Below are 24,035 nucleotides of genomic sequence, written 5' to 3' on the forward strand. Positions count from 1 at the left end.
AATGAAATAAAGCAAATTAGAAAGTGCGAAATGATATACAGTCACAATTGTAATACGAAGACCAATTAAACGCACTAAAAACTTAGTAAAATGCAAAGAACTGTACTAAATATAAAGAGACATATATTATTAATAATTAAAAGATTTGGCGAGTTCTGCCTGTATAATTGCGGAGAAATCAGTGAGTCATGACTCAGACAAAACAATTTGGCAGGTTTTTAATCTTATTAATTTAGCCGTGATTGTTTATGATGATAAAAACCAAAACTACACATTAAATCAGCATGCCAAAACGTTACTCAAAATAGAGGATGAAAGTGCTGTTAAAAAAGGTGCTTTTAGCAATGTTGTGCTGCGCGACTTTAGTAATGATGAAGTTGTCAGTATTGAGCAATTATTTTCTTCTAATATAACAACCGTTTTATTAGATTCTGAATCCACTTTACAACTGTTAAATATTGATCATTCTATAATTGATGGCTCTATATCTATGCTCACTTTAGAGCAAAATCATACACTCACAGAGCAATACAACTTTGATCATATTATCTCTAAAATCTCTACCAAACTTATTGATATACAAAACGATAATATAGACCAACAAATTAACTTTGCCCTCAAAGCCATTGGCACCGTATTAAAGGCTGACCGTAGTTATTTATTTGAATTTAACACTGACAATGAAACTATCACTAATACTCACGAATGGGTTAATAAGGGTATTGTTGCTTGCAAAGACAGACTGCAAAACATACCAAAGGTTGAACTCCCCTATTTTTTTGAAGTGATGAATGAGAACCATCTATTTCAAGTAAATGATATTGAGCTATTACCTACTAAAGCTGACGCTGAAAAAGCAGAGTTTAAAGAGCAAAGCATTCAGTCGGTTTTATGCATAGGCCTTCGTTTCGATGAGGAACTGGTAGGCTTCATCGGCTGTGATTGCGTTAAAACTAAGCGCAATTGGAGCAAAATTGATTTGATTAGAATAAAGCTCGTAGGTGAAATCATCAATAATGCCCTCAAGAATATTAACTATAAAAAAAAGCTGCAGTTAACCCAACAGCAATTAATTAACGCCAACACTAAGCTCAATAAATTAGCGAATACCGATGCACTTACTGATATTGCAAACCGTCGCTTTTTCGATAGCACTCTCAACAGTGAAATTAAGCGTTGTGCAAGACATAATCAGCCTATTAGTTTGATTATGTGTGACATCGATTTCTTTAAACGCTATAACGATAACTATGGTCACCAAAAAGGTGATGACACATTAAAACAAGTGGCGCGCGCTTTAAAAAGCGTATGTAAACGTGAGGGTGATATAGTAGCTCGGTATGGAGGCGAAGAATTTACAATTATTTTGCCGGCCTCTAATAAAGAACAATGCCAAAAGTTTACTGTACTGATACAGCAAAAAATTAAAGCGTTAAATATTCCCCATGAATTTTCTTCTGTTACTCCTCATATCACAATGAGCTTTGGGTATTTTACCACTTACCCAAACGCTAATACTAATATGCAAACGATAATAAAAAATGCCGACATTGCTTTATACAAAGCTAAAAAAGCAGGCAGAGATCAAATATGTTCTTTTGAATAACGTATATATTAATTTTTAAAAACAAGTTATCGCTTCTATTCCCTGCAACCTTTGATATTTTCTTATCCTAACTAATAATTAAAACAAGTCCCGAATCAAAGCAAAAAGTTGCTCGCACAGTTTGAGCACACTTGGTAGCATAAGTGTATTGTCAAAGGAAGGAAGTTAACATGAGCAATAGCCAACATACATTAGTGGTAGAGGGTGGTGCCATGCGCGGTATTTTTGCAGCTGGCGTGCTAGATGAGTTTTTAGCACAACAATATCAACCTTTTACCAGCTATTTTGGTGTATCTGCTGGAGCAACGAACGTCGCGGCTTATCTATGTAAGCAAGCAACTCGAAACTACAAAGTGATTACTGATTATTCCTGTAGGCCTGAATTTATTAACCTTTCCCGATTTGTTAAAGGCGGCCATTTGTTTGATTTGGACTGGCTTTGGCAAGAGACCATACGTGAAATTCCTTTAAATACCGACGAATTCTCTCAATCCCCTCACGACTTTTATATTGTTGCAACGGCAATCGAGTCTGGGCAAGCTCATTATTTACAAGCAACAGGCAGCGAAATGGTAGAGCAATTAAAAGCCTCTTGCGCTATACCCATAGCTTATCGGGATTATCCAAAAATAAATGGCATGGCCATGACCGATGGTGGCGTTGCCGACTCTATTCCGGTAAAAAAAGCTTATGAAATGGGGGCATCAGAAATAACGGTTATCCTTTCTCAACCTTTAGGCTATCGTAAAAAAGATAACAAAGTACCGTGGTTAACTAAACAACTCTATAAAGATACTCCTGCACTTGCACAGGCCACTATTCAGCGTTCTAAAAACTATAATGACAGTATTGATTTTTTGCATAATGCTCCACCTGATTGTAAAGTAAATATTATCGCACCTCCAATGGGGTTTAAAGTCGGTCGCACCACTAAAAATCGGGCTATACTCAATTCAGGCTATCAAATGGGCATAAGTGAAGCTAAAACCTACTTGAATAACTCTCGATTTGCTAAGGAATGATCATAAGCTATAAAATCAACCTATAAGAAGTATACATTGATATAACCTTTGAATTTACAGCTTACTCCAGCTATTAATTTTTAAACCAACGGGGTAATGTAATAAAGAACGATGTGTTCGCCATCGTATTGCAAAAAACAGATTAAATTTAGGCGTGTTTTTTGCATTAAATTTTGTGTACACACCAAATAAATTAAGGGTTTTTGTGAATTTTCTTCGATGCTTTCATAATATAGTCTCAGATCAGCAGCTAAGCTTTGATCAAAAAATTGCAGACTTACTTGCTTTTGGGCTCGATGTTTTTCAACTCGACTTAGCTATTATCAGCCGTGTAAAAAATGATTCTTACATTGTTTTACATGCCATCACCCCTGACAATTCTCTTGCTATTGGCACTGAGTTTGAGTTAAACGGCACCTATTGCACGCATACCTTGTCGGCCAACTCTGCACTCGCATTTCATAATGCGTCGCAAAGTAGTATTGCAAATCATCCATGCTACATTAACTTCCAATTAGAAGCGTACATTGGTGCGCCTATACGAATAGGCACAGACGTGTTTGGTACCGTTAACTTTTCATCAGCTCAAGAATGCGCTCCTTTTAGCGATGAAGCCTATGATTATATTGAATTATTAGCGCAGTGGTTAGGCTCGGAATTTGCGCGCAATCAGGATAAAGCCAATCTCACTAAAAATAGTGACACTTTATTAAAGCTTGAAAGCGTGGCAAATATAGGTACATGGGAAGTCGACTTAATAGAAAATACTATTTTTTGGAGCCAACAAACTCGGCGCATTCATCAAGCCGAAGAAGGCTTTACTCCTGATATGAATACCGCTATCGAGTTTTATAAAGCAGGAAAAAGCCGCAATAGTATTAATAAAGCGGTAGAAAATGCGGTATCTAAGGGTGAAAAATGGCATTTAGAGCTGGAAATAATTACCGCTAAACAACAAAACATTTGGGTTTCTACCTTTGGTGAGGCCGAGTTTAACAACGGCCAATGTGTGCGGTTATTTGGTACTTTTCAAGATATAACTGAAGCCGTAAAGTTACGCGAAGAGTTAAAACAAAAAAAAGCGCTCGCTGAACAATTACTCAAAGATAGAAGTATGCTGTTTGCAAAAATCAGTCATGAGCTACGCACTCCGCTAAATGGCATTACGGGTATGTTAGCGACACTCATAGATGAACACGATTATGACAAGCGGGCGGAAAAAATTAAAGTCGCCCTTCGAAGTGCTGATATTTTATTGAATATTATTAATGAAGTACTCGATTTTTCAAAAATAAATCATGGTGAATTAAAACTGGAGCCTCATCACTCCCTACTTAAAACGGTATTTACCGATTTGGTTTCTTTGTATTCGGTATTGTTTAGCAATAAAAACATTGAACTACGAGCCACTAACCTCATTCCTAATGATGTTTGGGTATACTGCGACACTTCTCGATTAAGCCAAATTATCTCTAATTTACTGAGTAACGCATTAAAATTTACAGAGCATGGTTCTGTTTCTCTCGATTCACAGTTAGCATTAAATACAAAGCGCCCTTTACTTACAATTAAAATAACCGACACGGGTCGCGGCATGAGTAAAGCATATTTAAACTCATTATTTAAGCCCTTTACCCAAGAGGTTGATGCTAACAACAATAAAGGTGGCACCGGGTTAGGCTTAGCCATAGTTAAAGAGCTCGTTGGTTTTATGAATGGTAAAATTGAGGTAACCAGTGAGGTTAACGTGGGCACGTGTTTTACCTTAACTATCCCAATTGAGCTTGGTAAACAACAAACACAAAAACCTAGCCTTAAATTTATTAATAACCATAGTAATCAGCTCTCGGTTTTGGTGGTTGATGATAACGAAATAAATCGCCTGGTATTAGAATCTGCACTGGATAAATTTAATATAAAATCAGACTTTGCTATTGACGGCCAAGATGCCCTGTTAAAATGCAAACAAAAGCATTTTGACCTTATTTTTATGGATTGCATTATGCCTATCATGGATGGTTTTGAAGCCACCAAGCAACTAAAGGCACAAGGTATCTGTGACTCGCAAGAAACTTATATTGTGGCGTTAACTGCTAATGCATCCTCACAAGATAAACTAAACTGTAAGCAAGCAGGCATGGATATGTTTATAGCCAAACCGTTTAAACTGCCAGCGATAGAAGAAGCAATTACAAATACACTAAAAAGACTGGGCGTAGCCACATTATAACAACGAGTGTCGCCCAGATTAACTAGCACTAAAAACACAAAGGATCATTATGACAAATAAAATCATTGGTATTGTACTTATTGTTATTGGCGTAGCACTTGGTATGTGGGGTTATGATGTTTACGATTCTGCAGCTTCACAAGTTACTCGTGCATTCAATGGCGAAACCCCAGCAGAAGCATGGCTTGGCTTTATTGGTGGCGCAGTTTGTATTTTAGTAGGCCTTACCCGACTTAAATAGCACACAAAAAAGCCGCCTTTGGAGAGGGCGGCTTGGGTGAACAAACAGCTATGGGTGAGAGCTGTTTTATCAAGAGGCTTACGCTAAAACACTATTAAGCAGCATTTTGCTCTGCATCGGGTGTTTGGCGAATTAAATAGTCAAAAGCTCCTAAGCTAGCAGTTGCTCCGGCGCCCATAGCAATAATAATTTGCTTAAATGGCGTATTGGTCGCATCGCCCGCACCGTATATACCCGGTAACGACGTTGCACCTTTTGCATCAATGAGTATTTCACCAAATTGACTAAGCTCAAGGTCACTCTCTTTTAACCATTCGGTGTTTGGTATCAAACCAATTTGTACAAATATACCGGCTAAAGCTAGCTCCTTACTTTCTCCAGAAACACGATCGGTATAATTCAGGCCTATAACTTTGTTACCATCACCGAGTACTTCAGTAGTTTGTGCATTTTTAATAATAGTAATGTTTTTTAAGCTATTAGCTTTACGAATAAGCACTTCGTCAGCACGTAACGTATCGGCAAATTCAAGCACCGTTACATGCTCAACAATGTTGGCTAAATCAATAGCCGCTTCAATACCTGAGTTACCGCCACCTATTACAGCAACAGGTTTGCCTTTAAATAATGGTCCATCGCAATGCGGGCAGTATGCAACGCCATGGCCTTTATATTGCTGCTCGCCAGGTACGTTCATTTCACGCCAGCGTGCACCGGTTGCTAGCACAAGTGATTTAGCTTGTAATACAGCGCCATTTTCTAAAGTAATATCATAGCCATTACTGCCTTTTTGCAGATTTGCAGCGCGTTGGTTGTGCATTACATCAACATCATATTCTTTAACGTGCTCTTCAAGCTGAGCCACCATTTTTGGCCCTTCGGTTGCTTTTACCGAAATAAAGTTTTCAATGGCCAATGTGTCAGCTACTTGGCCACCAAATCGATCGGCAACCACCCCCGTATTTAGCCCTTTACGTGCAGAATAAATAGCTGCCGAAGCACCTGCTGGCCCACCACCGACGACAAGAACATCAAACACTGATTTTTCATTCAATGCTTTGGCTTGGCGCTGTGCACCTTTGCTATCAACTTTATTTAAAATATCGGTTAGGCTCATTGCCCCTTGGCTAAAAGGTTCTCCGTTTAAGTACACAGCGGGTACAGCCAATATATTTCGTTGCTCTACTTCATCTTGAAACAGAGCACCATCAATCATGGTGGCTTTGATATTGCTATTTGTAGCAGCCATTGTATTGAGCGCTTGAACCACTTGCGGGCAGGTTTGGCAGCTCAAACTAATATACACTTCAAAATTGAGTGTTTGCTCAAGTGTTTGTATTTGTTCAATGTCATCTTTGCTTGCTTTACTAGGGTGACCACCCGTATGTAATAGCGCTAACACTAAACTAGTAAATTCATGACCCATAGGTACCCCTGCAAAGGTAATATGGGTGTTTTTTTGTGGCGAATGCACCACCATTGAAGGTCTGCGTGCCGAAGTATCTGGATTGTTACTCACACTAAACTTATCGCTTAGTGATGCTAAATCATTCGCTAAACTTTCTACTTCTGTTGATTTTTTGCTGTCATCCAAGGCGATAAGCAGCTCAACAGGCTGAGTCAGCGATTCAAAATGGCTTTTTAATTGGTTCTTTATGTTGTTGTCTAACATGGCTTAGCCCCTTAAGGAAAAATAAAACAGCAGAACCCCCATGCCATCAGTGCATGTGCGAATTTTAGAAAAGAGTGATGGCGCGGGAGAGTGCCCAGTGAGCCAAGTAGGCTCACTGGTATTAGAGTTATGTACTACTCTAAGTTTAGTGAAGGTAAGGTTTAAATCTTACCAACTAGGTCTAGTGAAGGTGCTAATGTGTCTTCACCTGGCTGCCAAGATGCAGGACATACTTCACCGTCATGAGTGGCAATGTATTGTGCGGCTTGTACTTTACGAACAAGTTCTTTAGCACTTCGACCAATACCTAAATCATGCGTTTCAACAACTTTGATTTCACCCTCTGGGTTCATTACAAATGTACCGCGAAGTGCTAAACCATCATCTTCAATCATTACACCAAAGTTACGTGTAATGCGTCCTGTTGGGTCGCCAATCATTGGGTAAGTAATTTTACCGATAGTGTCTGACGTGTCATGCCAAGCTTTGTGCGTAAAGTGCGTATCTGTTGATACCGAGTAAACCTCTACGCCCATTTCTTGTAGCTGTGCATAATGATCTGCAAGGTCACCTAATTCAGTTGGGCATACAAATGTGAAATCTGCTGGGTAAAAGAAAAAGATAGACCACTTACCTAATACGTCTTTTTCAGTGAGTTCTACAAAGTCACCATTGTGGTAAGCTGTTGCATTGAAAGGTTGTAATTTTGTGTTAATCAATGAAGTGCTCATAGTATTCCTCATTTATGTTTAGTGTATTTAAAAAAGTTAACGCCTTGTGCGTTGGCTTGATTAATACAATAAGGCCATTGAGAAATTAAATAAAATTGATTGTTTAGATTGAAATAATCGCTTTTTAAGATTACTCAAGCTAATAAGCCACAATAATTGAATGCAAGCTATCTTAAAATTAAAAATACTAGTTACACTGAGCACTAAAGGTAGCCATCAGAAAATGAGATTTTCAAATTCATTTTCAGGTAAAGCTTTGCTAAACAAAAATCCTTGCCCTTCTTCACACTCAAGCGAAATAAGTGTATCGAGCTGTGCTTGAGTTTCAATGCCTTCACCAACAATCTTTAAATTAAGTGAGTGTGCTAAATGGGTGATTGCTTTCACAATATCTAGGCTTTGCTTATCATCAACCATATCTTTAACAAATGACTGGTCAATCTTTAATACATCAACAGGAAATAACTTTAAATACGATAAACTCGAATAGCCCGTTCCAAAGTCATCTATCGCTATGCTCAAACCAAGGTTTGAAAGCCCGTTTAATATCCTACTTGTTTCATCAAAATCACTCATTAAAGCGCTTTCTGTCACTTCTAATTCAAGATAACCACTAGGAAGCTCAGTATCCTCAAGTACTTGTGCTACGCTTTCTATAAATTTAGGATCTGTAAATTGTTTAGCAGCAACATTAACAGCAACTTTAATTGGATGGCCTTTATCTAGCCAGCGTTTAGCCGCTCTGCAGCTTTGTTTTAAAACGCTATGACCCAACTTATTAATTAAACCAGTCTCTTCAGCTAATGGAATAAAGTGTAACGGCGATATAAAACCGTCTTCCTCATCTCTTAACCTCACTAACGCCTCAGCACCTATGATTAATTTATTTTTTAAACTAAGCTTGGGCTGAAAGTGAACTTCCAACGTGTCTTTTTCAAGTGCATTTCTCAAAAGCTTATCTATATTTTGACGTTGATGAAACTCATGTTCTAAGTCATCTGAAAAATAACAAAATCTATCTCTACCATGCTCTTTGGCTTTATACATTGCTGCATCAGCATGCGACATCATTAATTCGGCAGAATCAGAATCCGTTGGATTAATACTAATTCCCACGCTTATAGTTAAATTAAACTCTCTTCCATCAACACGAAAAGGTTGATGCATTGCATACAAAATATCAGATGCAACAGCATCAACATGACACGGCGATTTAATACCTGGGAGCAACAATACAAATTCATCCCCGCCAACACGGGCCAAGGTCGTATTTAAATCAACAATAGATTCAAGTCGTTTAGCAACCAGTTTTATGATTTGGTCGCCAATATGGTGTCCCTCTGTATCATTTAAATATTTAAAATGATCAATATCAATTAACATTAACGCCACTAAAAAACCATTACGCACAGATACCTGACAAGCATGCGCAACGCGATCATGTAATAAAATTCGATTGGGTAAATCGGTTAATTGGTCATGGTTTGCTAAATGGCTCATCTTAACAGCCATCGCAATCGACTCGCTCACATCATGAAAAACTATAATCGCGCCAATAATATTCCCCTTTTCATCTCTGATGGGGGAAGCAGAATCCTCAACCCGATGAATTCTGCCATTTAAGCTCGTTAATTGGCAATTAAGCGCCATAGCTACTCTTCGCTGCTCTTTTAAAGCAATAGAAATTGGATTAAGGCTTTTGTGCTTTGTGGTTGCATCCCGTAGTTGCATAACCTCTGAAATATGATTACCAACTGCTTCATGCATTACCCAACCGGTCATCATTTCTGCAATCGGGTTCATAAACGTTATTTTTTCGTCTTTGTCTGTTGCTATAACTGCGTCGCCAATCGAGTTGAGCGTTACGCGCAATCTTTCTGATTCAATAGCAAGTAAACGCTGTGAATGTTTTAGTTGTTGCTCTTGTGTTTTTAGTTTTAGATGATTGCCAACGCGCAAGCGGCATACCTTAAGATCAACGGGCTTTTGTATATAGTCAATCCCACCCAACTCTAAAGACAAATGCTCAAACTTACTCTCATTATGGGAGGTAATAAATATTACTGTTACACCACTAGTTTTGGGATCGTTTTTTAAGCGTTTACACACTTCTAACCCGCTAATATCAGGTAATTCAATATCTAATAAAATAATTTCTGGTAAGAACTGCTGTGCTTTTTCAATGGCGCCAAAACCAGTATCGCTACATATAACTTCTGCAATATCTGATAAAGCTCCCTCTAAAATCATTAAACTAGTGGGTTCATCATCAACAATAAGTACTCGTTGCGCAAAGCTTTGATCTACAGTGGTTAACACAATCACTTCCCATAAAAAATTAAACAAATGCACATAAAGCCTAGCTTAGTTAACCCAAACCTCCACCAATTACCTAAAATATATACTTAAGTATTATATTATTAGCGTCAATCAAAAAGGGTTTGTAGAGTTCTAAATTTGAGATAAATAAATACAAAACAAAACTCTTTATTAAAAGTAAAACTTGATCAATTACCTATAGCTCTCTAAGTTTAGGGTAGCTAAATAATGGCTGGTCTTTAATTGGAGTAGTGGATGCCAATAAATCTTAAGAAAAGGATAATTCGTCAGGTAAGTAATTACACCCTTTTATTCCCAATTTCTTTATCCGCCATAATGACCTTAATTGTTGTAGCCATTATTATTAATGAAGCAAGTTTATCGCGCTCAGTACTTAGCTTTGTAGAGCATGAAATCATAGACAAAAACCAATCTATTAATTCACAAACGCAAGAGGTTATTGAAAACTACCGTCGAGATATTCGTTTTTTACACGCAACCCCTCCAATCAAAGGTTTAGCTAGGGCATCAAATAACAAAGGAGTAGACCCACTAGAAAACACCACCTATGCTCAATGGAAAACTAGGCTTGAAATTATATTTGCAGCGTTTTTAAAAAATAACCCCGATTACGAGCAGCTAAGAATCATCAGTACCAACAAAAAAGGACAAGAACTGGTAAGGGTTGATCGCGTTCAGGGTGCAGTAGAGGTTATAGATTTAAATAGGCTCCAAAATAAAGGAGCGCAAGAGTACTTTACGGCCAGTAGTAACCTCTCTGATGGCGAAATATATATGTCTGAAATTTCGTTGAATAGAGAGTACGGTAAAATAGAGTTTCCTTATCGCCCGATGTTGAGGCTGTCTATGCCAATTTTTGATGAAAATCAAAATAGATTTGGCTTTATCATAATTAACGTGAATGCTAACAACTTATTAACCCTTTTAAAAAACAGTATTAATACACCATTTCAACTCGCTTTAACTGACAGTAACGGCTATTTTTTATCACACCCAAATAAAGATTTCACCTTTGGTAAAGACCTAAATAGTGATATTAGCATCAATAATAATTACACTTTTAACCCCGTTGCTAATAGCTCATTGTCGCTTATAAAACCAAAAAGCAATGCGCAAACAAGTTATTACACCGCAAGAAAAAAAATCACTTTAGCGCTGGGTGAAAAACAAAACTTTTTATCTAGCCACGTTTTAGCGCCTGTTGAGTATATAAAAAATATTGAAATGGAACGTAGAACAAAGCTCTACGCCTTTTTACTTATTTTGGTTATTGTATTAACTATCATTCTCGCATTTTTCAATCGTAGTCTTCGCAAAAGCCAAGAGCTTGCAAATGCGCGCGCACAATCTGAGGCGATTATAACCGGATCATCTGATGCGGTAATTGGCATTACCAATAACGGTATTGTCTCTAGTTGGAATAACGCCGCAACTCTGATGTTTAAACTTGGAGAATTAGAAGCTATTGGAAAATCAATTAATGATTTAAAAATAATAGATCAGCTAAATTTTAACGAGATAATTGAAAAGTTCACTGGTGGTACTCGTCAATTTAAGCAAGACGCTAGTATCAGTAACGGCTCTACTAAACGCTACTTTTCACTCTCTTTATCAGCCATTATCGATCAATTTGGAATGTTTATTGGTATAGCAATAATAGCCAGAGATGTAACCAAAGAGCGCACCATTGAGAATGAAATAATAAAAGTAAATCATGAGCTTGAAAATAAAGTAGCTATTCGCACTAAAGAGCTCAAACAAGCCAGTGAAGTAAAAAGCGCGTTTATTTCTAATATAAGCCATGAAATGCGTACTCCACTTAATGGCATAGTGGGTACTTTAAACTTAATAAAAAAAGAGCCATTAAGTGAAACACAAAAAAACTATTTAGAAATGACCGAAGTAAGTGTGAGTGCTTTATCTGTATTAATAAATGATATTTTGGATTTATCTAAAATAGAAGCCGGTAAACTTGAGTTGAACTTTAAAGAGTTTAATTTAATAAAATTAATCGAAAGCGTTTGTGGCAGTATGGCTGTTAAAGCTCAGGAGAAAGGCCTCGAATTTGTTTTAGATGTTGTGAATTTAAAATGTAAAACGATTACAACTGACCCCCATCGTTTTTCACAAATCCTGACTAACTTAGTAAATAATGCGATTAAATTTACTGAAACTGGGTTTATAAAGGTCACCGCTTATTGCGAGCAAACAAGCAATGATACTGTGACCGTTCACGTAAAAGTTACCGATAGCGGTGTGGGCATTGCACAAGAAAACCAGAACAAATTATTTACCGCCTTTTCCCAAGAAGACAAAAGCGTGGCATCTAAATTTGGTGGAACAGGGCTGGGGCTTTCTATATGCAGACAGCTTTGTAGCCTTCTAGGCGGAGAAATTAGCTTTGAGTCAGAAAAGTCTCTAGGTAGTAGTTTTCACATAAAACTAACACTGAGCAACGCTGATACAACTCATTATAGTTTTGCCCCACGATTAAAAAACAAAAGCTTCGCTATTGTGACTAAAAATAACGAGTTAGCCGACAGCATAAATAATTTAATAGCTGCTTTTTCTGGAAATAGTTTTTCAGCTGAACAATTACAACAATCTCTTGTTTCAGATGATATAAAAAACGTGTCTTTACCTGACTTTATACTTATTGAACAAGACGACACATTGTTAAAACGTTTAGATGAAATGTGGCCAACTATTGCTAATAATCATGTAATTAAAGTTATTTTATTAGCAAATCGCGGTTATCCTCAAATTAAAACAAGACACGTGCAAGCCAGCTTACTTTCTAAACCAATACTTATTTCAGAGTTTTTAAAAACAGTCGCCGATGAACGCAGCCTTGAAGATAAAATAAGTGCTGGTAGCAGTAATATTAATATTAACAAACGCCGTGAATCAGACTCAGTTAAAACTGATAATTCTGACTTTAAAGGGGCACATGTTCTTATCGTTGATGATAACGAAATAAATATAGAAGTAGCCGCGGGTATATTGTCATGTTTATCTTTAGAGATAGATACCGCGTCAAATGGCCAACAAGCAGTAGAAAAACTTGTTAACTCGGTGGCCAATAATCATCAATACCACTGTGTATTTATGGACTGCCAAATGCCTATATTGAATGGTTATGATGCAGCAAAACAAATAAGAGCTGGTGAAGCAGCGCCTCAAAATATTGATATTCCCATAGTCGCTATGACTGCTAATGCAATGATGGGTGAAAGACAAAAATGCCTAGATGCAGGAATGAATGATTACATCACTAAACCAATCTCTGCAGAGGTATTAGTTGCAACGGCTACAAAGTGGTTGTCTTCAACTTTTATAAAAGAAGCTCCATTGGAAAATAATCAGCTTAACGAAATTAATAAACCAGTTTCTGATACTTTGGATAGTCAAAGTTTACCTGATTGGGATAAAGATAACGCGCTATCTCGGTTATTAAATAATGAAGAGCTTCTTATAAAAGTATGTGAATTATACCTTCAGAGTACACCAATTAAGCTAGAAGAACTTGAGGATGCAATAAATAACAATAATTTATCGCAAATATCAAAATTAAGTCATGGCTTGAAAGGCTCATCGGGTGATGTAGGTGCGGCTAACTTGCATAAATTATTTGATGAATTAGAAGTAATGGCCAGTGAAAATGCCATGGGCAGTATGAAGAATAAATTAGAGCTCATTCAAACTAGCTACAAAAAACTCGAATCAACCATTAACAGCTACTTAGAGATACAACCCAGTAGTTAGCATTTTGTGGGTAATAATGAATAAACCACTGAAAATATGTATTGCTAATTAAAGTTAAAAGCGCCTAAAGGCGCTTTTAATTTTTGAGTGTATTGCTAACCAATACCACCAAAAAATATAAAAGCACATAGGATATTTATTCTTACTCGCTATACTGGTCAATTATAACTTTTAAACTATTGAATTCTATAGGCTTGTTTATAGTGTTAGTTATACCCGCTGCCACGTACTCAGGCTCGTCTTTTTCAGTGATGTTTGCAGTAACGGCAATAATGGGCACATCGTGGTAATTGGCTAGTTCCCTAATATATTTAGTTGCCAAAAGCCCGCCCATTACCGGCATTTGAATATCTATCATAATTAAATCAAATTGTTGTTTAGTACATAGCTCAAGCGCTATTTCACCATTATCTGCCATGGTTATATGTTTAATACCCATTGCTTTTAAAAAGCTTTCTAGCACGATTTGATTTACCGGATTATCTTCGGCAATTAATACTTGTATATCTTTATTTTTAATATTTACATCGGGTAATTGTGCTTGCTGTTTTTCAGCCACATTTGATGATGGAGTACTAAGCGTTAACTGAAAATAAAATCTCGAACCCTTATCCAATTCACTTTCTACTTGTAAATTACTGCCCATTAAGTTTAATATTTTACTAGAGATAGTTAATCCAAGCCCTGTACCACCAAAACGACGTGTTGTTGAAGTGTCAGCTTGGGTAAAAGCATCAAATAACGTTTTTATACTATGTTGTGAAATACCTATACCACTATCGATAACGCTAAATAGTAACATCACTTCACTGCAATTTTTCTCTTTTAGAGCAACAGATAATGTTACTGTTCCACACTCTGTAAACTTAAATGCATTCCCCAATAAGTTCATTAGCACTTGTTTTAAACGGGTTTCGTCGCCTTGTACCAAATCAACAGAATCTACTTTTTCTTTTACTATTTTAAACTCTATATTTTTATGGTCGGCTTGCGATTTAAAAATTTGTTCCAGCTCATACAATAAAGCACTTAATTTAAACTCTCTATTTTCTAGTAGCATTTTATCGGCATCAAGCTTACTTAAATCAAGAATGTCATTAAGAATAACCAATAAACTGTTACCTGAAGAGCTAATAACCTCAATCATGCGTTTTTGTTTAGCATCAAGCTCTGTATTACTCACTAGCTGTACCATGCCTAAAATACCGTTCATGGGAGTGCGTATTTCATGGCTCATATTAGCTAAAAACTCAGATTTGATTCGGGATGTTTCTTCGGCCGCTTTTTTTGCTTCAACTAGGCGCTCGTTTAGCACTCTAAATTTATTTGCTGCTTGGGCTAAAAACCCTATTTCGTCTTCACGGTTAATATCAGCTATGTTTGCTGAGAAATCACCATTTAGAAATGATCTAAAACTAACTGTGAGCCTGTTAATCGCTTTAATAATATGAAAGTGAAAAAATAAAGCGAAAAGAATAAATAAGGTAACAGACAAAAATAACGACACTTGAATAACAGTTTGCGCAGCATCAATGCTCTCTTGACTGGTTTTCGAAATATCACTAAGCAACAACAATGCATCTTCTTGCAATTTTTTGGCAAGTGCTGAAAACTCAACCGAATCACCGGCAATAACAATATTACTTAAGGTTAAATAGTTTCTATTAGCTAGAATGGCCTCAGCAAATAAAGACTCGAATTTAGTTGTTAAACTATTTAGTTGCTCGACCTTGTTGTGGCCAATCATTTTGTTTGTAGCGCCACTGTTGGTTAATTGTTTAATTAATTGTAGCCGCTGTTTTACTTGACTACGTTTGGCGTAATCGCGTTGAGTTAAAAACAGGACTGAATTGCGATACAGATGATGCCAATGATCCTTTAGCTGAAACAATAATAAGTCCTTGCCCAGCCTGGCCGTTTCTCCATCCCTGCTTGCTAAGGTAGTTAATGCTAATTCGTAGGTATTTGGTAACTGTTGCTCAATAATTTTAGACTTTTCATCATATCGTTTTTTAAGACTATCGATACTTTTGCCATAATTTAAAACCAATGATTGCATGGCGTTTAATGAGTTTTTAATCTTGTGTTGCTGAATTCGCTGTTGTGCTTCAATTAACCGCGCTTGAATACTTTGCTGAGTGCTTTTTATTTTATCAAAAATAACCTCGCTACCCGACACACCATAAACCGAAATATCTCGTTGAATCTGTAAAATATCTTTGTTAATTTCGAATACAACAACTGACAGCCCATTAATATTCAATACATTTTTACTGGCTTGCTCTATTTTGTCGGTTCGCTCATTAATAACAACGTAAACTATTATTTGTATTAAAATAAAAATAGCCAACGAAGATAATACTTTAATAGATAAAGAACCAATTAACTGTTTCAGCATTCAATTCCCTTATGCGTTTAGTAGTTCAAACCATTTATCTAAACTGTAATCGTAGTTATCCATCACTGTATTCCACACCGCAATATTAGAAAAGCGCTTTTCATAGCTGCCGCCATCGCGAATTTGCCCTGGCATAATTATATTTTTGCCATCGGTACCCGCTAGTGGTTGAGTCGCTTCTTTGCCATCGTACCAATAATCCCATTCGGGGGTGGTAATTATTTCTTTACTACGTTCTGGATTAGAAATGTAATAACCTTGCTTGGAAATAAATGCACCAGGCCAGCCCGATAACCACCAGTTCATGTATTCATAAGCGGCGTCTTTTACATGCCCTACCGTATTAGCAGAGAGACACATCACTCCATGCCATGCTCGATACCCTTCTTTAGGAGATGCATTAACAACGGGTAAACCTTGGGCTCTACATGCAGTCACCCCCGGAGAAAATATACTTTGTATGTGCACACGCTTTTTAAGCATAAACTCAACCGATTGTGGCACCGACGTCCAAAACCCAGAAAAATGCCCTGCTTGCTTTTTATTAATTAAAATTGCAAACAGTTTGTCTATTTCTGCAACACTCATATTGGCAATATTATTAAATGTCATCAGCCCTTGAGCCTGGGCTGCCAATGCGGCATCGAAAATACCTATGGTGGGGGCATTCACCAAACCTACATGACCTTTGTTACTCTCTTCAAGCAACCAGCCCCATGACTCAGTCTCGTAAGCCACACCCTTAGGTATAAAATTAGTGTTATAGCCAAATGAATCCACATTGTGAACATAAGGCATAAAACTTATTTTATCAGTTGCTTGGCTTCCAAGTGAGCCATCTTGTTGAACATATAAAATTTTGTTGGGCGCATCACCTGCGCCCAATTTTGCTGTGGGAACTAACTTACCGGTTTTGGTTAGTGGGTTTATTTCCTGCCAATATTTTAGTCTTTCTACTTCAATTGGTTGAATAGCATTGGCTTGCCACAATATATTAATTGAGTCAGACCATTGTTCATATAAATCAAATGAAGAGGGATCAGCTGCTGCTTTTTGTAAAACGGCCGCACTCCCCATAGGGGTAAATTCAATATTAATACCGAGCTCTTGCATGGCGCGGACTCTAAGCTCTTCTTGTAAAGTTACATGCGTTCCCATGACTCTAAGCGTAACCGGTTTTTTTGCAAACACATACGGCGCTTTAAATGCGACAGCAGAGGTCGCAGCACCGACCGCTAGCGTACTTAAAAATTTACGTCGAGTGACATTGTTAGCCATACTAATCATCCATTTAGTGATTCCCACAATCAGTATAGGTAATAATCGAATAATCACTAACTTAGCGCTTCCAAAAACACTATTTTAATTAAAATGAGTGATCGTCATAAATAACATGGTCGTTTAATCATTGTATAAATTTTATAAGATAACTCTATCTATCCTTGTTACACTAGCAGTGTTGAAATACCTACTCGATTAAGGCGCTTACCCATGGAAAAATTTGTTAATCACATTCAACTAGGCTATTTGGGCTTGCTGCCGTTTTTAGGCTGTGTGGGTTGGCCACTTATGTTTGGCAGTAACAGTGTTAATTTAGAGTTTTTTAGTTTTTACAGCATCGCTATTTTAGCGTTTATGGCAGGTAATTTATGGCATGCAGGGCAACAAAGCTTTGCCGATGCCATTAAAGCTGTGCTGCCGGTAATTCCTATACCGTTTTTATCATTTTTGCCGATTGAGTGGATGCTTGCTTGGTTAGGCGCGAGCTTTTGGTTAGTACTGATTTTCGAAAAAGCGTCGATTCATTGGCAGAGTTACCACAAAGATTACCAAAAAATGCGCTTTGTGCTTACATCTGTGGTGTTTGTGTGTCATATCTTAATTATTGGTATGAGTATTTACCCTAAATAACACGCCATTACTTAACCATTGGTCTGTAATAGGGTAACATCCGCGCACTGTATTGAGAGGACACCCCATGATAGACCAATTGCGCCAACAGCTTACTGACCTTGGTGAGAATTTTGTAGAAAAAAACGCCGCTTTTAAAATAAAAGTGATCCCTTTTTTTTGTGCCATTAGCATAAAAAAAGATCATAAAAGCGAAGGTCGTCTTTCTTTTTATTCAAATCAACTCATTGAAATACTAATGGTTGTGTTGTTTGTATTGTTTGGCTTATCTATATTTGATCCTGACGCAGGATTTACCCATGGTCCTATCCACATTGTTTTTGCTATTTTGATTACCTTTAACCTAATTTTAAAACAGGTTGCTATTGAGGGTTTAAAAACACGTTTAGCTATGTACAGGTTGCATCAAGCACCTCAGCAAAATGATGAGCCCGAAAAACCAAACACATCTTCACGCTAATATGTATTTAAATCCAAACTGGAACATACTTACGGTAGGTGATGGCGATTTATCGTTTTCAAATGCGCTTTATCGTCATATTAAGCCAAAAAAGTTAGTGGCATCCACTTACGACGACCAATCAACTATTGAGCAAAAGTACCCAGACAATGCGCTCAATGCTTTAAAGTCGCAAAAGGTAGAAGTACTTAATAGCTTTGATGTAACCAACCCACAATGTTGGCAAACGCTCGGCCAGCATTTACATAGTTTTGATGTGGTTATTTTTCAATTTCCGCTTATTCCTGCGTTTGTTGGTCGCGATGCATTTGAACACAATACACGCCATACCAGCATGAACGTACTTAACCGCGCATTACTGCATCAATTTATAAAATACGCCAATGAGTTTGCTTTAAATACACAAGGTGCAGGGCTATGTTTCATCACTTCAAAAGATGTTAAACCTTATCGAGAATGGAATATTGAAGGCAGTTTAAATACCCATTTAAACGCACAATATCAGGGACAAATGCCATTTGATATTAGTCTCTTTAATGGTTATAAAATTCGCAATGTTGACCGTGATAAACACGTTAAAGACACCAGCGGCATTACCTATGTATTTAGTGAAAAACCCTTACCTGAACTAGCTAGCTTGTTAACTTTGCCTGCTTACTTATCCGATAATTATTGCTCGCTATGTCGTGTAGGGCCGTTTTTAGCTGACGAGGATAAAAGCAAGCATTTTGCTGCTAAAAAACACCTGCAAATGATCAAACTAGAGCAAGACTGGCAGCAATGGTTAACAGCGTTTTATAAGTCAAGCTAGCTTAATTAAGTCAGCTGCTTTTTCGGCAATGGCTATCACACCGGCATTGGTGTTGCCGGTAATTATATGCGGCATAATTGAGGCATCAACCACACGCAAATTTTTCACGCCATGTACTTGTAGTTGGCTATTCACTACCGCCATGGCATCTTGCCCCATTTTACAAGTGCCTACAGGGTGATATTCAGTCTCGGCCGTTTGCCTAATATACTCAATAAGCTGCTCATTATTGTTAATATCTAGCGGGTAAACCATATTACCTCTAATTACATCAAATGCTTCACTTTGCATAATCTGCAGTGTTTTTTTAAGCCCCGCTAACATCACGTTTAAATCATCGGGGTGGCTTAAATAATTAGGATCAATAAGTGGAGCACTCAAGGGGTTAGCATCGGCTAATCGAATCATGCCACGGCTTTTAGGTTGCATAATACTACAGTGAATACTATAACCATGGCCTAGGTGCAGTTTACGGCTATGGTCATCCACCAGCCCAATTACAAATTCAAGCTGTACGTCGGGTACTTTTGAATCGGAAAATAGCTTTATAAAGGCATGTGATTCTGCAAAATTACTAGTAAGCTGCCCTTCACGTTTTACAAACCAATCAACGCATCCTTTTGCAATATTAAACGCCCCACCCGCACTTATACCAAATGTGCCTTTACTGTATTTAGCTTTATACAATGGCACAACGGTTAAGTGGTCATGAAGGTTCTCTCCAACACCAGAAAGCTCGTTTACTATTTCAATATTATGCTGCTTTAGTTGCTCTTTAGGGCCAACTCCCGATAGCATTAAAATTTGCGGTGAGTTAATTGCGCCAGCGCTTAAAACCACCTCTTTTTTTGCATGCAATACAACGGCCTTATTGTTTATAGAAACAGAGACTCCGGTTGCGGTTTTATCGCAAAAAAGTACTTTATTAACGTGTACTTTGCTAAGCACAGTTAGGTTTTTTCGATTTAAATGGGGGGTTATATACGCTTTTGCCGCGCTACAACGCTCCCCTTGATATTGAGTCACTTGCGATAACCTGGCTCCCACTTGCTGCCCTGCGTTTATATCGCCATTGTGCGGTACACCTTGTTGTTCGCAGGCGTTTAAAAACAGCTGATTTACAGGGCTTGGCAGGCTTAAATCCTGCACATGTAAAGGGCCATTAACCCCGTGTACATCACTTTCAGTAAAGGTTTTATTATTTTCAGCCTTAATGAAATAAGGCAATAAACTCTCATAATCCCAGCCCTCATTGCACAGTGCAGCCCAACTATTATAGTCGTGCTTATTACCCCGAATATAAACCATAGCATTAATGGAGCTTGAACCGCCAAGCACTTTGCCACGAGGCATAAATCCGCAGCGGTTATTAAGTTCTTTTTGAGGTACCGTATTGTAATGCCAGCTATTAATGCCATAAGGCACACTAGCAGCAACCCCTGCAGGCATTTGAACCATTGCACCTTTATCACTGCCGCCCGCTTCAATTAAGCACACACTCACATTTTTATTTTCAGATAATCGCGATGCAATAACGCAGCCTGCACTGCCTGCGCCAACAACAATGTAATCAAATGTAGTGGTATGCATAATTATTCTCCAATTAAAAAACCAGTTTGCATGGAACATCGAATAAAAACTTGTTATTTTTAGACACCCTCACCAAAAGTATATTTTATGAGCCGTTTAATTAGAGCCACTTCTTTACAAGGAATAGACCATTTAATTGCAGAACTTGGGGGAGGTTTCGCTGCCATAATGCAGCAGTGCGCCATTAATGTGGACTTTAATAAACTAGAGCAAGAGACCCTTACTTACCGCGCGTATGCACAGCTATTAGAGCATTGCGCCAATACACTGAATTGTCCAAATTTTGGTTTAAAACTAGCAAGCCTGCAAAGCTTTGATATTTTAGGCCATATTGCAATAGCCGCTCAAACAGGCACTAATTTAGCCGAGGCGCTAGATTGGGTGATAAAATATTTGCACTTACATACGCCAGCGCTTAATTTAACCACTCACCCACTTGATGATAATGAGCACGTGTTTTTATCATTCGCTATAAATCTCAGGCCATTACCGGCAATAAACCAAGTAATAGAGCTCACCATTGCATTGGCCATTGCCACTTTAAAAAATATAAGTAATGGCCGTTGTAAGCCACAAAGTGTATTTTTACCTCATACCCTAGGCGCAAATAAGCAGACCTACCACCAGCATTTTGGCTGTAAGGTTATTACTCATAGAAATAGCGCCGGTGTATTAATTGCCAAACAAGACTTAGATTTAACACTTAACGTAACTAAGCAACATAAAACCCAAGCAGCACTTAACTTTTTAGCTGAAAATAATGCTTATAGCCAATCTTTACCCGCTCAGGTAAGCGCGCTTATTCGCATTATGCTGCCGATATTTCAAAGCGCTAATAATACTATTGCCGCTGCGCTTAATATTCACCCTCGCACCTTGCACCGAGAACTTAAAAAGCACGATACCAGTTTTGTAAAGCTCAAAGACGCCACTCGCCGCGCCTTATGTGAGCACTATTTATTACAAAACCAATTGTCGGTGACTCAAATTTCAGAGCTTTTAGGTTATCAGGAGCAAGCCACATTATGTACTAGCATTAAACGTTGGTTTAATTGCTCTGCCCGCGCATTTAGAGCCAAACATTGTTAAACTGCGCCCTTGTTTAAAAACAGCAAAAGGCTAAACATGAATTTTGTAATTGTAGGTACTAATTTTATTAGCGACACCTTATTGGCAGCGGCTAATACACTAAGCAATTTTAATTTATACGGTATTTGCTCTCGCCAAATAAGCAGCGGCGAGCGCTTTTTAGCTAATCATCCAACAAATACCGATGCTAAAATTTTTACCTCTATTGATGCTGTGTGCCAAGATGAACAAGTAGACGTAGTTTATATAGCGGCGCCAAATAGCCTGCACAGTGCATATGCAATACAGTGTTTAAAAGCGGGCAAACACGTATTAGGCGAAAAGCCCTCAGCGGCTAATAGCAAGCAACTTGCGGCTATTTTAACTGCGGCAAAGCAACATCAGCGCCTTTACATGGAAGCGATGATGACAACGCACTTACCTAATTTTGCGCACTTACAAGCTGCCCTAAAAAAAATAGGCACACCACGTAAGTTTATTGGTCAATTTAGTCAGTATTCATCACGTTACGACAAGTATAAAAATGGTGAGCGCCCTAATACTTTTTTACCTGAATTTGCTAATGGTGCCTTACTAGATTTGGGTATTTACCCACTTTATCTCGTTATTGCATTATGGGGAGCACCACGCTCTGTTCACGCCAGCGGCGTATTACTTGAAAGTGGTGTAGATGGTGCAGGCGATGTGCTTTTAAATTATCCCGACAGACAAGCAGTGATCAGCTATTCGAAAATTTCACAAGGCGAAAATATCACTGAAATTCAGGGGGAATTAGGTCGAATTAGAATTGAAGCCGTGTCGCAGCTTAAAAAAATAGAGTTTATTGCTAACAATGGTCATAAAGAGCTTATCAGCACGGAATTTAACGAGCACTTTATGAAGTACGAACTCGAGAACTTTATCAATACCATTGAGCAAAATCAGGGGGAGTCTAGCGTTAATACTCATCAGCTTTCTGTCGATGTAATGCAAGTACTTGACACCGCACGCGCACAACTTGGTGTTGTTTACCCAGCAGATTTATCCTCTGAATAAAACAAAAACTACCGGCTAAGCGATAAGCGTATTTTATCGCTTGGCCTTTGAGCTCACTTTACTAAACACTGCTATTTTGAATTAAGCTTAAAAAGATCACAAAATTTGACTTACCTCTGAGATCAAAAGCAGGTAACATGCCGCCAAAATTCATCGCAATCTTTAAGGAGATCCATGCAAAAATCAACCAAAGATCTATTACTGGCTATTTTATGCATATTGCTAGCAATGATGACGATTCAGTCAGGCGCGTCACTGGCTAAACAGCTTTTTCCTATTGTTGGACCTGAGGGCACAACAGCCTTACGTTTAGGGTTTTCGGCCGCTATTTTGTGTTTGATTTTTAAACCATGGAAACACTTCCCTGTTGCAAGCCAACGCTTACCCATATTAATTTATGGCTTAAGTTTAGGCGGCATGAATATTCTATTTTATTACGCGATAGAACGTATCCCATTAGGTATTGGGGTTGCGCTTGAATTTACAGGCCCATTAGCTGTCGCGTTGTTTTCTTCTCGCAGAAAACGTGACTTATTTTGGGTTGCCTGTGCAGTGGCCGGTATATTATTACTTTTACCTGATATGAAAGGTCAAGACAGCCTTGATCCAGTCGGTGTAGTGCTCGCACTTGCAGCGGGTGCCTGTTGGGCTGGCTATATTTTATTTGGTAAGAAAACAGGCAGCCAAAGCTCTGGTGGCGCAACGGTTGCGATGGGCATGACCATTTCAGCCATCGTGCTGGTGCCTTATGGCGGCATTTCACAAAGTGCTGCATTTACTTGGGATATTATTCCATTAGGTATTGCTATCGCCGTGCTTTCAAGCGCCCTGCCTTATACTCTTGAAATGATTACTTTACGTAATATGTCGCCACAAGGTTTTAGTATTGTAATGAGCCTAGAGCCTGCAATTGCAGCACTCGCTGGCTTAGTTATTTTAGGTGAACTGTTAAGCATTTGGCAGTGGCTGGCTATTTTACTGGTGATTATTGCCTCGGTAGGTAGTTCAATGTCTAATGGTAAAAAGCAGCCTGCTGCTTAGAGTTTAATAATTTAATTGCGTCATGAACTATCATGGCGCAACTTCTCATCTCCTATTTTACAACTCCCTCTTAGTATAACTAAGCCTGCGTTT

General features: G+C 38.1%; 17 protein-coding genes. 11 read left to right on the forward strand and 6 right to left on the reverse strand.

Annotated elements, in window-relative coordinates:
• The first annotated feature begins 181 nt into the window (after positions 1-181).
• The 4 genes from FLM54_RS18620 to FLM54_RS18635 all read left to right on the forward strand — a co-directional run bounded on the left by FLM54_RS18620 (position 182) and on the right by FLM54_RS18635 (position 5,099).
• Positions 182-1,606, forward strand: coding sequence for a diguanylate cyclase domain-containing protein (locus FLM54_RS18620; RefSeq protein WP_138621839.1), 1,425 nt, complete (start codon positions 182-184; stop codon positions 1,604-1,606).
• Positions 1,607-1,776: 170 nt separating this feature from the next.
• Complete coding sequence (locus FLM54_RS18625) at positions 1,777-2,628, forward strand: patatin family protein (protein ID WP_138621837.1); 852 nt, start codon at positions 1,777-1,779, stop codon at positions 2,626-2,628.
• 205 nt (positions 2,629-2,833) lie between these two features.
• Positions 2,834-4,858 carry an ATP-binding protein gene (locus tag FLM54_RS18630; protein ID WP_138621835.1) on the forward strand — a complete coding sequence of 675 codons (2,025 nt, stop codon included), beginning with the start codon at positions 2,834-2,836 and terminating at the stop codon, positions 4,856-4,858.
• A 49-nt stretch (positions 4,859-4,907) separates the two neighbouring features.
• Positions 4,908-5,099, forward strand: coding sequence for a DUF3185 family protein (locus FLM54_RS18635; RefSeq protein ID WP_138621833.1), 192 nt, complete (start codon positions 4,908-4,910; stop codon positions 5,097-5,099).
• 94 nt (positions 5,100-5,193) lie between these two features.
• Here FLM54_RS18635 and ahpF read toward each other — a convergent pair whose 3' ends face one another.
• From ahpF to FLM54_RS18650, 3 genes are all read right to left on the reverse strand, one after another.
• On the reverse strand, positions 5,194-6,771 hold the full coding sequence (gene ahpF, locus FLM54_RS18640) for an alkyl hydroperoxide reductase subunit F (protein WP_138621831.1): 1,578 nt from the start codon (positions 6,769-6,771) through the stop codon (positions 5,194-5,196).
• A 161-nt stretch (positions 6,772-6,932) separates the two neighbouring features.
• Positions 6,933-7,502 (reverse strand): alkyl hydroperoxide reductase subunit C, encoded by a 570-nt coding sequence (gene ahpC, locus FLM54_RS18645; protein ID WP_008115650.1) that lies wholly within the window; start codon positions 7,500-7,502, stop codon positions 6,933-6,935.
• Between the two features lie 216 nt (positions 7,503-7,718).
• A complete protein-coding gene (locus FLM54_RS18650; RefSeq protein ID WP_178957389.1) occupies positions 7,719-9,821 on the reverse strand; it encodes an EAL domain-containing protein in 2,103 nt (700 codons plus the stop codon).
• Positions 9,822-10,076: 255 nt separating this feature from the next.
• Between FLM54_RS18650 and FLM54_RS18655 the strand changes: the two genes are divergently transcribed.
• Entirely contained in the window at positions 10,077-13,607 is a 3,531-nt protein-coding gene (locus FLM54_RS18655) for an ATP-binding protein (RefSeq protein WP_178957391.1), read from the forward strand.
• A gap of 142 nt (positions 13,608-13,749) precedes the next feature.
• On the opposite strand, the gene FLM54_RS18660 is transcribed toward FLM54_RS18655, so the two are convergent.
• Positions 13,750-16,005, reverse strand: a complete 2,256-nt coding sequence (locus FLM54_RS18660; protein ID WP_178957393.1) for an ATP-binding protein — start codon at positions 16,003-16,005, stop codon at positions 13,750-13,752.
• A 9-nt stretch (positions 16,006-16,014) separates the two neighbouring features.
• A complete protein-coding gene (locus tag FLM54_RS18665) occupies positions 16,015-17,283 on the reverse strand; it encodes a PotD/PotF family extracellular solute-binding protein (RefSeq protein WP_010389226.1) in 1,269 nt (422 codons plus the stop codon).
• 213 nt (positions 17,284-17,496) lie between these two features.
• Here FLM54_RS18665 and FLM54_RS18670 point away from each other — a divergent pair, with 213 nt between their 5' ends.
• The 3 genes from FLM54_RS18670 to FLM54_RS18680 all read left to right on the forward strand — a co-directional run bounded on the left by FLM54_RS18670 (position 17,497) and on the right by FLM54_RS18680 (position 19,187).
• Entirely contained in the window at positions 17,497-17,916 is a 420-nt protein-coding gene (locus tag FLM54_RS18670; RefSeq protein ID WP_178957395.1) for a DUF3429 domain-containing protein, read from the forward strand.
• Between the two features lie 67 nt (positions 17,917-17,983).
• Positions 17,984-18,376: a hypothetical protein gene (locus tag FLM54_RS18675; RefSeq protein WP_010389232.1), complete on the forward strand. Its 393-nt coding sequence runs from the start codon at positions 17,984-17,986 to the stop codon at positions 18,374-18,376.
• A 1-nt stretch (position 18,377) separates the two neighbouring features.
• On the forward strand, positions 18,378-19,187 hold the full coding sequence (locus tag FLM54_RS18680; protein ID WP_138621919.1) for a class I SAM-dependent methyltransferase: 810 nt from the start codon (positions 18,378-18,380) through the stop codon (positions 19,185-19,187).
• Here FLM54_RS18680 and FLM54_RS18685 read toward each other — a convergent pair.
• Positions 19,179-20,777, reverse strand: coding sequence for a GMC family oxidoreductase (locus tag FLM54_RS18685; RefSeq protein WP_138621819.1), 1,599 nt, complete (start codon positions 20,775-20,777; stop codon positions 19,179-19,181). The two genes, FLM54_RS18680 and FLM54_RS18685, sit on opposite strands and share 9 nt — an antisense overlap.
• Positions 20,778-20,864: 87 nt before the next feature.
• Between FLM54_RS18685 and FLM54_RS18690 the strand changes: the two genes are divergently transcribed.
• From FLM54_RS18690 to FLM54_RS18700, 3 genes are all read left to right on the forward strand, one after another.
• Positions 20,865-21,866 (forward strand): AraC family transcriptional regulator, encoded by a 1,002-nt coding sequence (locus tag FLM54_RS18690; RefSeq protein ID WP_138621817.1) that lies wholly within the window; start codon positions 20,865-20,867, stop codon positions 21,864-21,866.
• A gap of 36 nt (positions 21,867-21,902) precedes the next feature.
• Positions 21,903-22,901 carry a Gfo/Idh/MocA family protein gene (locus FLM54_RS18695; RefSeq protein ID WP_138621815.1) on the forward strand — a complete coding sequence of 333 codons (999 nt, stop codon included), beginning with the start codon at positions 21,903-21,905 and terminating at the stop codon, positions 22,899-22,901.
• A 174-nt stretch (positions 22,902-23,075) separates the two neighbouring features.
• A complete protein-coding gene (locus FLM54_RS18700) occupies positions 23,076-23,942 on the forward strand; it encodes an EamA family transporter (RefSeq protein WP_008115672.1) in 867 nt (288 codons plus the stop codon).
• Positions 23,943-24,035 lie beyond the last annotated feature (93 nt).

Origin of the sequence: Pseudoalteromonas sp. Scap25, assembly GCF_013394125.1 — a bacterium.
In the GTDB taxonomy this organism is placed as follows: Bacteria; Pseudomonadota; Gammaproteobacteria; order Enterobacterales; family Alteromonadaceae; genus Pseudoalteromonas.